The sequence below is a fragment of the Streptomyces viridosporus T7A genome, assembly GCF_008704515.1.
In the GTDB taxonomy this organism is placed as follows: domain Bacteria; phylum Actinomycetota; class Actinomycetes; order Streptomycetales; family Streptomycetaceae; genus Streptomyces; species Streptomyces viridosporus.
In genome coordinates this window covers 2,686,375-2,700,679 of sequence record NZ_CP023700.1, presented here as the reverse complement: position 1 = coordinate 2,700,679, position 14,305 = coordinate 2,686,375, and the positions used below count along the sequence as shown (strand labels likewise).

Annotated in this window: 7 protein-coding genes; 2 read left to right on the top strand and 5 right to left on the bottom strand. The window is 69.3% G+C overall.

Going from position 1 to position 14,305, the window contains the following annotated elements; genetic code table 11:
- Positions 1-58 precede the first annotated feature (58 nt).
- Positions 59-4,483, top strand: a complete 4,425-nt coding sequence (gene pglW, locus CP969_RS12605; RefSeq protein ID WP_026085236.1) for a BREX system serine/threonine kinase PglW — start codon at positions 59-61, stop codon at positions 4,481-4,483.
- 64 nt (positions 4,484-4,547) lie between these two features.
- Here the strand turns inward: pglW and CP969_RS12600 are convergent, their stop codons facing one another.
- The 5 genes from CP969_RS12600 to CP969_RS12580 all read right to left on the bottom strand — a co-directional run bounded on the left by CP969_RS12600 (position 4,548) and on the right by CP969_RS12580 (position 10,268).
- On the bottom strand, positions 4,548-5,597 hold the full coding sequence (locus CP969_RS12600; protein WP_016826514.1) for a ParA family protein: 1,050 nt from the start codon (positions 5,595-5,597) through the stop codon (positions 4,548-4,550).
- Positions 5,594-6,772 carry an ATP-binding protein gene (locus CP969_RS12595; RefSeq protein WP_016826515.1) on the bottom strand — a complete coding sequence of 393 codons (1,179 nt, stop codon included), beginning with the start codon at positions 6,770-6,772 and terminating at the stop codon, positions 5,594-5,596. The genes CP969_RS12600 and CP969_RS12595 overlap by 4 nt, the downstream gene beginning before the upstream one ends.
- A gap of 87 nt (positions 6,773-6,859) precedes the next feature.
- On the bottom strand, positions 6,860-8,338 hold the full coding sequence (locus CP969_RS12590; RefSeq protein WP_016826517.1) for an ATP-binding protein: 1,479 nt from the start codon (positions 8,336-8,338) through the stop codon (positions 6,860-6,862).
- Positions 8,335-9,735 (bottom strand): KGGVGR-motif variant AAA ATPase, encoded by a 1,401-nt coding sequence (locus tag CP969_RS12585; protein ID WP_016826518.1) that lies wholly within the window; start codon positions 9,733-9,735, stop codon positions 8,335-8,337. Before CP969_RS12585 ends, CP969_RS12590 begins: the two co-directional genes overlap by 4 nt.
- Entirely contained in the window at positions 9,732-10,268 is a 537-nt protein-coding gene (locus CP969_RS12580; protein WP_016826519.1) for a hypothetical protein, read from the bottom strand. Before CP969_RS12580 ends, CP969_RS12585 begins: the two co-directional genes overlap by 4 nt.
- A 216-nt stretch (positions 10,269-10,484) precedes the next feature.
- Here CP969_RS12580 and pglX point away from each other — a divergent pair, with 216 nt between their 5' ends.
- On the top strand, positions 10,485-14,261 hold the full coding sequence (gene pglX / locus CP969_RS12575; RefSeq protein ID WP_016826520.1) for a BREX-2 system adenine-specific DNA-methyltransferase PglX: 3,777 nt from the start codon (positions 10,485-10,487) through the stop codon (positions 14,259-14,261).
- Positions 14,262-14,305 lie beyond the last annotated feature (44 nt).

The window sequence follows — 14,305 nt, the reverse complement described above, 5'->3', positions numbered from 1 at the left end:
AAGGTCGGCCAGGGGTTTTCCCACAGGAAGGCGTGGGGCGGACAGGGGAGGTCGGACGGTGACGGCAGCAGGTTCGCGTCCGGTGCCCAAGCCCGGACCACCGCGGCCGGCTCAGCAATGGTTCCAGGAGCGTCCTTCCCCCTTCCCCTGGGAGCAGGACGCACTCGACCACGTGCGCCGTCTGATGCCGTCCGTCGAGCCGTACCGGGCCTGGGCCACGTTCTCGTTCACCGCACAGTCGGGCCGCATCAACGAGTGCGACCTGCTGATCGCGGTGCCCGCCGGCCTCTACCTCGTCGAGATCAAGAGCCACCCGGGGCGCCTGGAGAACTCCGGCTCGACATGGAACTTCCACGGGACCGACCGCACGCGGACCATCAACAACCCGCTGCACTTCAACGACGCCAAGGCCAAGGACCTCAAGAGCCGGCTGCTGTGGGCCGCGCGCAAGCTCGACATCCCCGAGCGTTCGGTGCCGCGTGTGGAGGCGGCGGTCTTCCTGTCCGCACCCGACCTGGAGAGCCACCTCGACGACGTGCAGCGCGTCAGGGTCTACGGCCGCGACGACCGGGACACCGGCCTGAAGCGCATCTGGCAGGACTTCCTCGGCCTGCCGCCCGACCGCCCCGAGCGCCGCATCACACCCGACTTCTCCCGGAACACCCTGCCGCGGCTCCTGAAGGCCATCGGCGTCCGGCAGTCCACCGCCCACCTCCGCTTCGGCGACGTCTGGAAGCTGCAGCCGCATCCGCTGGACGCCGGGGCCACCTGGGAGGACCGTCTCGCCACCCGTGACGACGGCCTGGTCCCGGAGGAGGGCCGGGTCCGCATCTACCTCGTCAGCCAGATGGCGACGGAGGCCGACAAGAAGTCCACCGAACGCGCGGCCCGCCGCGAGTACCAGGTCCTCCAGGGCGTCACGCACCGCGGCATCGTCGAGGCGGTGGAGATGCGCGAGCACCAGGGCGGCCCCGCCATCCTGTTCCGCCACCGCCACACCGACCTGCGCCTCGACCAGTACCTGGCGACCTACGGCGGCAAGCTCACCCTCGAGGTCCGGCTCGATCTCGTACGGCAGCTCGCCGAGGCCGTCCGCTACGCGCACAACCGGTCGCTCTACCACCGGGCGCTGGCGGCCAGGTCGGTGTACGTCTCCTTCCGCCCGGACGGACTGCGGCCCGAACTGCGCATCACCGACTGGCAGACCGCGGCCCGTGACTTCGACAGCAACGCCACCTTCTTCCGCTCCGTCGGCGGGTCCGCGCTCGACGCCGCGCTGATCGAGGACGCGGCCCGCGTCTACCTCGCCCCGGAGACCGACCAGCCGTACGCCGACCCCGCGGACCTGGACATCTTCGGTCTCGGCGCCGTCTCGTACCTGATCCTCACCGGGCAGCCCCCCGCCCCGCAGCGCAGCGTCCTCAGCGAGCGGCTCCGCACGGACGGTGGCCTGCACCTGTTCGCCGTGGCGGACGGGTTCTCGGACGCGCTCGACGAACTCGTCCATCGGGCGACCCGCTCCGACGTGAACGAGCGCCTCGGCTCGGCCGAGGAGTTCCTCGACCTGCTCGACGAGGCCGAACGCGTCAGCGTGCTCCCCGAGACGCACACCACCGTCGGCACCGACCCCCTGGAGGCCCTTCCCGGCCAGTCCCTCGACTCCGAGTGGACCGTGCGCCGGGTGCTCGGCACGGGCGCCACGGCCCGCGCCCTGCTCGTCGAGCGGGTGGTCGAGGACGAGGAGGGCCGCACGGACGTCGAGGAGAGGGTCTTCAAGGTCGCCCTGGACGAGGAGAAGGCCGAGCGGCTGCGCGTCGAGGCCCGTGTCCTCAAGGAGGTCGGCGGCGGCGCGATCGTCCAGCTGCGCGGCAAGGGCCTGGACGAGATCGGCGGACGCACGGTCCTGCAACTGGAGTACGCCGGGGAGCAGTCCCTGGGCGCCCGGCTGCGCGGCAAGGGACGGCTGACCTACCACGAGCTGGAGCGCTTCGGCGACGACCTGTTCAAGGCGCTGGACCAGCTGGCCGCGGGCGGCGTGCGGCACCGCGACATCAAGCCCGACAATTTCGGCATCCACCAGAGCAAGGACCGGATCTGGCGCCTGAAGCTGTTCGACTTCTCCCTCGCCGACGCCTCCGAGCGGGACGTCAGGGCGGGCACCCGCGGCTACCTCGACCCGTTCCTCGGCTCCCTGCGGCGCCCCTACTACGACGACCACGCGGAGCGGTACGCGGCGGCCGTCACCCTGCACGAGATGGCGAGCGGGGAGCGCCCCATGTGGGGCGACGGCCTGGTGGACCCGCTCACCAACGAGTCGGCGGAGCTGTACGTCGCCGGGGAGCTGTTCGAGTCGGCGCTCGCCGACGGCCTCACCGCCTTCTTCCGGCGCGCGCTGCACCGGGACATCGAGCAGCGCTTCGACAACCTTCGGCAGATGCACGACGCGTGGCGGGAGGTGTTCCGGGCGGCCGACTCGGCCCGGCCCGCCACGACCCCGGCGACGGTCGGCCAGCTGGCGGAGGGCACCGAGGAGGCACGCGACGCCGCGGCGGAGGCCGCGGAGACCTCGACGCTGCTGGAGGCCGCGGGCCTGTCCCCGCGGGCCGTCTCCGTGGCCAGCACCCTGGGGGCGACGACGGTCGGGGAACTGCTGCAGGTCCCGCCGTACGCCATCTCCAAGGCACGGGGCGCCGGGGCGCTGGTCCGCAAGGAACTCAACCGCCGCCGCAAGCAGTGGGCGAGCGCGCTGCGCGCGACGGCCGCGTCCGGGCCCCGTTCCACCGTCCCGGCCCGTGACGGCGCCGGGGACGAGGCCGGACCGGCCGGCTCTGCCGTCCTGTCGATAGACGACATGGCGGACCGCCTCACCCCCGCCCCGGGGCGCAAGGGCTCGCACCGCGCGGACGTCGTGCTGCTCACCCTCGGCCTGCCGTCGGCGGCAGGCCCGCTGTCCCCCCTCGGCCCCTGGCCGGTGCAGGCCCGGATCGCGGACCACCTCGGCATCAAGCAGCCACCCGTCTCACGCCACCACCGCCTCGAGATCCGGCAATGGGCCGAGCTGGAGTGGCTCGGCGAGGTGCGCAGGGAGCTCGTCGAGATCGTCGAGGCGGCCGGCCGTGTCATGACGGCGCGGGAGGCCGCCGTCGAGCTGCGGGTCAGGCACGGCGCCGGCGACGACACCCCCGCACGCACCCTGGCCAAGGCGCTGGCGGTGGTCCGGGCCGCCGCCGAGGCCGAGATGTGGGAGGGCGAGGGCGCCGGCCTGCACGAGCCCCGGCTCGCGGTCCACCGGCGCGGTGACACCGTACTGATCGCCGCCGAGTCCCTGCCCGGGACCGACGACCCCAGTCCGCGCGAACTGGCCGACTACGCCGCCGAGCTGGGGGTCACGGCCGAGCGTCTGGCGCGTCGGGAGCCGCTGCCTGGCCGGGCGGCCGTCGTGCGCGAGCTGCGCGCCGTCCCCGCCCCGGAGGGATTCGCCCCGCTCGCGGACACCCGGCTGGTGGCGCTCGCCGCCGCCATGGCGCCGGGGGTCGAGGTCACCCCGCGCCTGGAGCTGTATCCGCGCGACCTCACCCTGGACCGTGCCCTGCGCATCTCCCAGGCCGGTGCCGGCGTGCGCAGGGACCGGGGCATCGCGGTCGCCGAACTGGTGGCGAGGCTGCGCGCCCGCTTCCCGGACCTCGACGTGCTGTCGGGCGAGCGGGAGCCGACGTACGTCGAGCTGGAGCAGGCGCTCACCGAGGCGCGCTTCGACCTGACCTACGACGGCAGGACGTCGAGCTTCTTCCCGTCAGTGCTGGAACCGGCCGTGTCCTGGACGTCGACCGGGAGCCGCACCAGCCACCTGCCTCCCGCCCGGGCAGCCGCCCCGGCCGACGAGGACGCGGACCCCCACGAGCTGATCCGGGCCAAGCTAGCTGCCGGCGTCGAGCGCGGCGGTTTCCTCGCCCTGATCGTCCGGGCCTCCCGGCTGCCCGGGGCGGTCGAGGCGATCACCTCCGCCCATCCGGTCGAGAGCGTCGACCTGGGGCGCGAGTTCCTGGCGGAGTTCCGCGCCCTGGCGGCCGAGAAGGGGCAGGACTGGGAGAAGGTCCTGCGCGCCGACGCCGCGTCCGCCCCGGGCCGCGTCAAGCGGGGACTGGCCTCCTTCGTCCGTGTCGTCTGGCCGCGAGTCGAGGCCCGCCTGCTGGCCCGCGCCGCGGCCCCGCGCACGGTGCTCCTCCTGCACAACGCGGGTCTGTTCGCCCGCTACTGGGACGAGGGCGGCCACGACACCCTGGTCCGTCTCCAGGAGGCGGCCCGCCGCCCCGCCGACGACCCGCACGGCCTGTGGCTGCTGTGCCCGATGGAGGTGCGGTCGCGGACGCCGCAGCTGGACGGCCGGACGGTCGAGGTGATCGGCGAGGACGGCGAGCGGGCCTCCCTGAACAGCAGGTTCCTCGACTCGCTGGCGGAGGGCACGCAGGCGCAGGCGTCGTGAGAGCCCGCCGAGCCGCAGGGCGCGGACGGCTCGGCGGGCGAGCATGTCCCACAGCCGGCTTCTGCTAAGCCGGGTCGTCCTCAGTGGTCACGCTGAGACGGTCCATGACCGCCTCGGCGAGCGCCTTGAACTCCTGGTAGCAGGTCTGCACGTACTTCTGCGTGCTGCCCAGGGCACCGTCTGCGGCTCTGAGGTCGAACATCGGCTTGCGGGCGTCGTGCGCGAGCGGCATCAGACTGCGGTAGTTGCGCAGGGTGGCGATTTCGTACGAGCGGTCGTCGGTCGGCCAGTCCGCGTGCCCCAGAACCGCCGTGCCGTAGACCCAGGGGATCCGGGTGAGCCAGCGCTCGTAAGCCCGCACGGGCCGGTCGAGGCGCATCTCCGGTTGCATGATCACGTAACCGAGCGGCTGCATGGCCGCGCTGGGGGAGGAGATGGACGGCGGGATCTTGGGCTTCACCAGGTCCTGCCACTGGCTGCGCCACTCGCGCAGCGTGGGACCCAGGTTGAGCAGTCCCTTGAGGGAGAACAGGTCGGCGGCCATGGGCATGAGGACCGTGTCGGCGGCGATCAGCGCGGCCCGGTTGATGGCGCCGAGGTTCGGCCCCACGTCGATGAGCACCAGGTCCGCGTCGACCTCGCGCGCCGCCCGCTCGATGATGCGGTGGAAGGCGGTCGTGGTACGGATGGCCGCGGGGTCGCCCCCGTAACCGTTGAGCCAGGCCGCCGACAGCTTGTCCTCGAACTTGCTCAGCTCCAGGTTGCCCGGCAGGAGCCACAGGCCCGAGGTGACCGTCACCGGGCTGACCGGTGCGATGTCACCGGTTCCCTCCAGGATGGGACGCACCGCGTCCGCGACGGTGTGCTGCCCCTCGGTGCGGGTGAAGAGTTTGCGCTGCTCGGGGTAGTCGTTCTGGGCGAACAGTTCGGAGCCCTTGTCCCAGAGCTCCTCCAGCTCGTCCTCGTCCAGGATCGCCGCCGTCAGGTTGGACTGGGGGTCGAGGTCCACGGCCAGGACGCGTGCTCCCTGGCGGTGCAGCATGTGGGCCAGGTGGTAGGCGAGTGTCGTCTTGCCGACGCCCCCCTTGTTGTTGAACAGGGCGACAGAGATCACTGCGCTCTCCTCACGGTCACGGACCACGATGAGTCGTCCACGGAAAACTCGGCCGGCGGGTTGCCGTTGCGGTCGAGGGCCGCACGCACCCGTCCGATGCCCCGGCCGAAGCGGTTGACGTAGCCCAGGGACTTCATCGCGGCGGCGAGGGAGGGGTTGCGGTAGTCGTTGACCCGGTCGAAGTTGTCGCTGCGGACCTGGCCGTAGGGTCCGCCGGGGTTGGTCACCTCGATCCGGTCGTTGAACCACACGATCCTGACGGGTGCGTAGGACGTCTCGTAGTTGCGGTGCATGATCGCGTTCATGCAGAGCTCGCGAAGGGCTGCCAGGGGGTAGTCGGGGCGTGACTCCTCCTTGAAGCCGGAGGACTGGACCACCCGGGTGTGCAGGTGGCCTCGTAGTATCGTCTCGAGCCGGTCGGCGGTGGTCACCACGTTGTGCCGCAGCTCCTGCTCGTCCGCGATGGCCGCGTCCAGGTCGTCGCCCTGGTAGCGGACGAACTGGACATAGGCACCGGGAACGAAGGCGCTCGGGTCGTAGCCGGTGACCAGCAGGCCGACCGTCGTGGCCGTGCCGTCCAGGGTCGCGAAGCGCAGGGAGGCGAGCTGTTGCGCCTCGGGGCGGCCGTTCTCCTCCAGGACCTCGGGATCGACGGCCGTGGGCAGGTAGGTCGTGCGGAACAGCCCGAGATCGAGGTCGTCGACTCCCGTCCCGGCCACCGGGCGGCTGTCGTACGGTCCGTCGGCCGCCCTGCGGCGCTCGGTCAGCACGCGCTCGTCGTCCCGTGTCGCCCGACGCGTGGTGGGTCCCGGCCGCACCCAGACCACGCCGTCGAACCGGACCGGAGGCGCGGCGGACGCCTCGACCCTGATCCGAATCACCGGTTTGCCCTTGAAGGGGACGACGGACACGGTCATGGACGGCCGGTCGAGGATCAGCCCGTCCTCGCGCATGTCGGTGAGCGCCAGCAGGGCGCGGTCGCTCGTGTCGACGTCCTCCACGGGGTCGCCGCTGTCCGCGACACCGATCAGCAGGTCGCCGCCGCCGTGCCCACCGAGATCGTTGGCCAGCGCGCAGATGGCCCGGCGGATGGCCTCGGGGCGTTTGGCACTGCGCTTGAACTCCAGGGCCGAGGTCTCCTGGGTGCCGAGGAGATCAGCGAGGTCGGTCGTCATGCGCCCATTCTTCCCCGCGGTACCGACAGCGTGCTGGACCGGGGACGCGCCGCACGGTCCGGCGACCGTGCCGGGCGCGCCGATCGCTCACCCGGCGGTTCGCTTGGGCCGGGAGACGCCGCCCTTGCGGCCGATGTTGAAGGCCAGCCGGTAGACGTCGGGCAGGTCCACGGCGCCGCTGGCGCGCCTGGTCATGACGCCCACCTTCGTCAGCTCCTCGATCAGGCTGAAGTAGTCGTCCACCTTCGCCGGTCCGCTGCCGTTCTCGCTGTCCTCCAGCAGCTTGCGCAGCTCGGAGGCGAGGGAGGCGGTGGACCAGATGTGGATGACGACCGACTGCTCCATCGGCACCTGGAGGTCGCTCAGCTTCTCCACGGCGGTGGCCGCCCAGCGGATGTCCTCCTTGATCTCGTCCACCCGGATCTGGGAGGCGTCCAGCACGGCCTGCCGGATTGCGTCGTGGTGGAGCGCGTACTCGTGTCCCGGGTGCCGGTCCCGCGTCACCTCCGCGGCCTTCGACACCGCGCGGAGCATGGTGCGGGGACTGATCTGCCCGTTGCCGTCCTGGAGGTGGTTGGGCAGCCAGGTGTACGTGTAGCCCTTGCGGTGGTTGGCGCCCATGTACGGGCCCGCCATGGCGCCGAAGACCTGCTCCTGCCGGTCCGGGTCGGCGATGACGTCGACGGGCGCGGTGTAGCGGCCGTCGCCCTGGGAGTGCCACTGCCCGGTCCGGGCCCGGAACTTCTCGGCCTCCGGCCCCGGCTGGTTGCCGAGCCGGTGGAAGAGCATGCCGTACAGGTTCTCGGTGGTCCAGGTGAGTTCGGCGCGGTTGGCGCCGAGCTTGGAGGCGTCGGCGAAGTCCTTCGGGGCGCTGTCGTACATGTCGGGGCGGACGAAGATCTTCGCCCGGAGACTGCTGTAGCCCAGCCGGAGGTCCAGCGCCGCCGCGAACAGCGCCGACACCATCTTGTCGATGACCGAACGGTCCTGGTGCAGGTGCTCCAGCGCGTCGAAGATCAGCAACTGGGGGCGGCCGTCGCGGCGGGCCTCGTCGTCCTTGGCCGCCAGGGCGCTGTCGTAGGCCTCGGGGTGGTCGGCCACCCAGTCGATGCGCTCCTGCCAGTCGGTGTGCCGCAGCGTGGCCGGGTCCCTGAGCGCGGTCAGGATCACCGCGCACCAGAAGTTCTCGCAGAACTCCCGGAACCCCTCGCCCTCCGGCGCCCGCTGGACCAGCTTGCGGATGACCCGCCGGCCCGGGTACGCGGCGTCGGCGCCGCCGCCCCGGCCGTGCCCCGTGGCGACGGTCAGGCCGCGCAGGCGCGGGATCATGTAGGAGTCCGCGGCGACCCTGCGCAGCTCCTCGCTCGCCAGGGCCTTCGTCCAGTACGTCTTGCCGGTGCCGCGCGCGCCCAGCACCACGGTCACGTCCGGGTCCAGGGCCCGCCGGTGGCTGGACGGGGTGAACATCCGCAGCAGGTCGGGCTGTTCGGTGTCGGCGTCGAAGGCGCTGCCCGGCGCCTGCAGCAGGAGCGTGCGGTACTCGTCGGGGGTGGGTTCGTGCGTCATGACGCTCCCGTGCGGGGCTTGGGGACCAGCCGGTCGAGTGCGGTGAGGAACCGGGCGTAGGCGGCCTCGATGAAGGGCATTTCGAGCCAGTCGCGGCCGCGGTAGGGGTCCAGGCCGACCAGGTCGTTGCCGAAGAGGATGGGGATCGGGGCGTGCGGGGCGTCGCTGTCCAGCGGTGCCGGGTGGAAGACCGGTGGGGCGTCCGGGTCGAGCAGGTCGTCCACGGCGTCCGGTTCCACGTCGTCGTAGAGGAGCGCGGAGAACGTCTCGTACGCCTGGTCGCGCAGGGCGCCGAGCCGCTTGGCGTCGCCCGCCGAGTGGAACATGGCGGCCACGATGCGGAGCCGGCCGCGCAGTTCGCTCGCCCGGTCCGGTCGCTGCGCCCACTGCCGGAACATCATCCGGTAGCCCTCCCAGGTGGAGGGGTTGTTGACCGCGAAGAGCAGGGCGAGCCCGCTGAGCTGGGTCAGGGTGATCGCGGCGATGTCGTGGATCCCGGCCCGGCTGTCCAGCAGCACGACGTCCGGCCGCCGGGACCGCTCGGCCACCAGGTCCTCGCACGCCGTGATCGTGTCCTCCAGCCGCGCGCAGAAGGGGCGTGGCCGGCCGCCCGGCTCGGTGGCGGGCAGGTCGCTGTAGATGCGGTTGAGCTTGGCGAGGTAGTCGTACGGCTCCCCCTCGCGCGGCTTGCCGCTGGCCGGTGCGAGCCACACCTCGCCGTTGCCCTCGATGCCGGGCAGGACGCTGCTGCGGGTGACGAGGTCAAGGCTGGCCTCGTTGCCGACGGCGGCCTCGACGAGGTGGTCGACGATGCCGTGGGCGGGCAGGCCGGCCGGGTCCTCCAGCAGGGACGAGACGCCCGGCGATTCAAGGTCCAGGTCGACGACGAGGACGCAGTGGCCGCGGCTCGCGAGGTGGCGGGCGAGTATCGCGGTGGCGGTGGAGCGGCCCACGCCGCCCTTGAACCCGTAGAGCGCGATGCGCCGCTCGCGCCGGTCGGCGGACGTCACGTCGTCGGGCTCGGTGTCGCGGGACCAGTCGGCGCCGACGACGGTCCGCTCCAGCACGGCGACCTGCCCGGCGCCGCCCGGCTCGCGCTCCCGGCGCACGATGACCTCGGCGGAGTCGAAGAACATCTCGGGGGCGAAGAGGGAGGAGGCGGTCTGGACGGGCTCGGCGCCGGTGAAGGGGTGGGTGACGTCCGGGAACTCCTCGCGCAGCTTGACCAGTTCCGGTGCGTCCGGGTCCAGTGGCTCGTCGCGGTCGTCGACGAGGAGGGAGGCCCGGCCCAGCAGGTCGCGGACGAGGACGACGTCCCGACCCAGGGTGGCGGCGGCCGTGTCGGCCTGGCCGAGCGCCGCCTCCCAGGTCGTGTCGAAGCGGGGGGTCGGATTCATCGGAGCGTGCCGTTTCCCGTCTGGCGTGCGTATTCGAAGGCGGCGATGAGGTCGTAGGCGGCCCTGAGATGCCGTTGCAGGTCGGCGGTCGATATCGACGTGCCGTTGCAGTACCGCGCCGCGACGTGCCAGCTGTGGAACGGGTTCTGCAGCAGCATCTGCTGGAACATCGGCCCGACCTGCCGGCCCGCGCTCAGCTTGACGACCTCGGCGAGCTGCGCCCACAGATCGGGCAGGTGGCCGTGCTCGTACTCGCTCCAGTGCTGCTGCTTGGCCTTCTGGCCCGCCTGCGGCTGCTGCTGCGGCGGCTGCTTGAGGGCCGGGTGGAACGGCTTGTTCTTGGGGTTGAGCTGCGAGCCGAGGCAGGCCAGCAGGATCGCCTTGATCGCGCACTCGGCGGCCAGGCCGGCGAGGTGGTCGGCGGAGACGGGTAACCGCCTGTCGGCGGCGAGCTTCGCCGCGTGGTAGTGGTTCTGGCCCGCTGCCCAGAAGTCCGGCGGAGGCGGTATGGCGGGAGTCTTCGGAGCCGTCACGCGATCACTTTAACTTCACGCTTTTGCGGCACGGGAGTGGTTTGCGCGGTTTCCGGCGCGCGCGGGGCCGTCACCCGTCGGCGGGTGCGGTCGCCCGTTCCGGGTGGTGCGGGCGGCAGGGCTGGCAGGATGGGGGGAGGTTTCCGGTCGAGGACCTCGGGGGATGGACCCCGGTCACGCGGAAGACGACGCGATGCGGTCAGAGGGATGCGAGAAGTGACGGTCACGGATGCGGTTGAGGGCGCGGGGTCGGAGTCCGGTTCCGGGTTGAACAAGGAAGCGCTGCTGAAGGACCTGAAGCGGCAGGTGGTCGCGCTCGAGGACGACCTGCGGGAGCGCAGCGAGTCCGTGGAGGAGTTCCGCGTCCGGCTGCGGGCGGAGTACGACCAGGCCGTCGAGGCGTCGCGAAGGGCGCGGGGAACTTACGGCGCCTGGCGTGACGAGCGGGTCACGCAGGCCGCGGCGGCGTGGGTGCTGGCCTGTGTCTTCGTGCGGTTCTGCGAGGACAACGGGCTGATCGAGGAGCCCTTCATCGCGGGGCCCGGCGAGCGGCTGGTGGAGGCGGAGGAGCGGCACGAGGCGTTCTTCCGGGAGCACCCGCACCTCAACAACCGGGACTGGCTGATCGCCGCGTTCCGTCATGTGGCGGCGGCCAACGAGACGGCGGCCGGGCTGTTCGACGAGGCGCACAACCCGCTGTGGGGGCTGACCCCGAGCTACGAGGCCGCGACCGAGCTGCTGGGCTTCTGGCGGCGGTGGGGCGCGGACGGGCGGATCCGCCACGACTTCACCGACCCGGAGTGGGACACGCGGTTCCTGGGCGACCTGTACCAGGACCTGAGCGAGCACGCGCGGAAGACGTACGCGCTGCTGCAGACGCCGGAGTTCGTCGAGGAGTTCATCCTCGACCTGACGCTCGAACCCGCCGTGAGCGAGGAGGAGTTCGGGCTCGACCCGGTGTGGGTCGGCCCGGACGGCGAGGAACGGCGCGGGCTGCGGACCATCGACCCCGCGTGCGGCTCCGGACACTTCCTGCTGGGCATCTTCCGGCGCCTGGTCGAGAAGTGGCGGGCCGCCACGCCGGCCGCGGACGACTGGACGGTGGTACGGCGGGCACTGGAGTCCGTCCACGGGTGCGACAAGAACCCGTTCGCGGTGAGCGTCGCCCGGTTCCGGCTGCTGGTCGCGGCGATGAAGGAGGCGGGGGCGCGGACGCTGGCCGAGGCGCCGGTGTTTCCCATCAACGTGGCGGTGGGGGACTCGCTGCTGCATGGGCGGGGGGCGGCGGGCATCCAGGGGGAGCTGGACCTGTTCTCGATGGAGGGGGAGGGGGACGGCTCTGGGGAGGCGTTCGCCTATGGCACGGAGGATGTCTGGGAGTTCGCCCGGCGGGTGGATTTGCTGGGGCGGGGTTCTTATCACGTGGTAGTGGGAAATCCCCCGTATATCACCGTCAAGGACGACCAGGAGAAGAAGAACTACAAGGCAGCTTACGATGCGTGCGTTGGCCAGTATGCATTGTCGGTTCCTTTTGCCCAGAGGTTGTTCGAACTGGCGGTGAGAGGATCAGGTGGCGCTGTCGGTGGTGGTGGATTCGTTGGGCAGATTACTGCGAACTCGTTCATGAAGAGGGAGTTTGGTAGGAGCCTTATCGAGCGATACTTCCGTGAGAGAGTGGAGCTGTCGCACGTCATTGACACGGGCGGTGCTTACATTCCTGGGCACGGTACTCCGACCGTGATTCTGATTGGGCGAAACCGTGTGCCGAGCGATAACCGGAAAGTCCGGGCCGTGCTTGGCGTCCGGGGTGAGCCTTCTCAACCACTGGCAGCGGCAGATGGATTTGTGTGGCGCGCCATTGTTGCACAGGTTGGGAAACCGGGGAGTGAGTCGGAGTGGATTTCCGTCGATGATCTAAGTCGCCATGGATTTGCGACGGCACCGTGGTCACTAAGTGGCGGCGGCGTTTCGGAGGTGGCTGCGCGCCTCATGCGGCAATGTAGCGTGTCGCTCGGCGACAGGGTCAAGCTTATTGGCCGCACGGCTCACACGGGGGCGGACGACGCCTACTTCGCCCCAGTGGGCACCTGGAAAAGGGCGGGAGTGAAGCCCTCGCGTATTGTGCCTATCGTAGAAGGCACGGTGGTTCGGGACTGGGTACTCACTCCAGGTGTCGAGGCCATTTTTCCTTATAATGAAAATCTGAGTGCAGATCTTTCAGATCTAGCTTCTATGCGCATCTTGTGGCGCCAACGTAGTTTGCTACGAGAGCGGCGGGAGCCTGGTGGGACCCATGAAGAAATCGGGCTTACTTGGTTCGAATGGAGCAGGTGGCATCCCGAAAGGTTTCAGATTCCACTTGGTATCTCCTATGCTGAGGTTTCTACTCATAATAACTTTGTGCTTGATCGTGGCGAGAAAGTATTCAAACAAACTGCACCGGTTATCAAGCTGCCGCGAGAGGCGTCGGAAGAGGAATATCTTTCACTGCTCGGCATCCTTAACTCGTCTGCTGCTTCATTCTGGATGAAGCAGAACTGTCACGTTAAGGGGGGGAGTGGGATTGGTCGGGGGGTGCAGGATGAACTTTGGGAAGCGCGATATGCTTTCAATGCGACTCGACTTGAGGAATTGCCCCTCCCTGACCAGTTCCCGCTTGAAGTGAGTCGTTTGCTTGACGGTCTTTCCCGGAATTTGGTAAAAGCGGACCCTGCGGTCCTATGTGGCGCCGGTACTCCCACGCGCGGCGCCCTCGACGATCTGAAAGCCGAGTTCGTGTGCACCCGTCAACGTATGATCGCCTTGCAAGAAGAACTGGACTGGCAGGTGTACGGCATGTATGGACTCCTGTCTGACAGTGAGGTAGCTCGGACTACCGTTCAGGCGAGCGACATAGATGGCGTGCCTGAAGTGCGCCTTGGGGAACGAGCTTTCGAGATCGTGCTTGCGCGGAGGGTAGCGCGGGGCGAGGTTAAGACCGCTTGGTTTGAACGGCATAAGTCGGCCCCTGTAACCGAAGTTCCTGATCGCTGGCCTGATTGGTACCGGAACATCGTGAAGGGTCGCATCTCCATTATCGAAAGCCGCAAAGATGTCAGGCTTATCGAAAAACCTGAGTATAAGCGGCGATGGTCTACTGAACTATGGTCGGATAAAGAGAAGCGAGCTTTTCGTAACTGGCTTCTCGACCGGTGCGAGGATCACGCGCTCTGGTTCAGCCTTCGGGACGGGATTAATCAGCCACGTACACTTACTGTGAATCAGCTTGCTGATGTCCTGAATTCAGACTCCGACGTCATGTCGGTTGCAGCCCTTTACGCTGCTGATCACCTAGGGAAGCCTGACCTTCCTCTTGCTCAGGTGCTGGCTGATGTGGTTGCCGATGAGCATGTGCCCTACCTTGCCGTCATGCGATTCAAGGATTCTGGTTTGCGTAAGCGGGATCAGTGGGAGGAGGTGTGGGAGCTACAGCGGGAGGAGGACCGTGTCGGGCAGCGACTCGGCATTGCTGCGCCGCCCAAGTACACATCGGCCGACTTCCTTAAGGGTTCCTACTGGTCTAACCGCGGCAAGTTGGACGTATCCAAGGAACGGTTCATTTCATACCCTGAGGCCAGTCCTGATGGTGACTCCACTCTGCTTCTTGGGTGGGCCGGTTGGAATCACAAAGAGCAGGCTCAGGCACTGGTCAACCTCATTGAGGGCCGGACCACGCAGGGTGGCTGGGGTACTGAGCGGATCCTCCCCTTCGTGGCTGGGCTTCAAGAGATCATGCCGTGGGTCAAGCAGTGGCACGGTGAGTACGACGCCGAGTGGGAGGGCGTGCCGGCCGAGGACTGTGAGACCTACCTTGAAGAGCAGATGGCCAAGCACCAGCTCAGTGCTGCGGATCTGAAGGCATGGCGGCCTGTGAAGAAGACACGGGGGCGGAAGGCAGCAGCTTCGAAGAAGCCGACGACGGCGCCAGAGGAGACCGCACTCGACGCCGAGTAGCCCAGAGGCGCCTTGGTGGGCCAAGACCTGTGAGTCCTGGCCCA

Bases quoted from the DNA above. Each gene is read 5' to 3' on its own strand.
- CP969_RS12595 (WP_016826515.1), bottom strand. From the start codon at position 6,772: ATGACGACCGACCTCGCTGATCTCCTCGGCACCCAGGAGACCTCGGCC.
- CP969_RS12590 (WP_016826517.1), bottom strand. From the start codon at position 8,338: ATGACGCACGAACCCACCCCCGACGAGTACCGCACGCTCCTGCTGCAG.
- CP969_RS12585 (WP_016826518.1), bottom strand. From the start codon at position 9,735: ATGAATCCGACCCCCCGCTTCGACACGACCTGGGAGGCGGCGCTCGGC.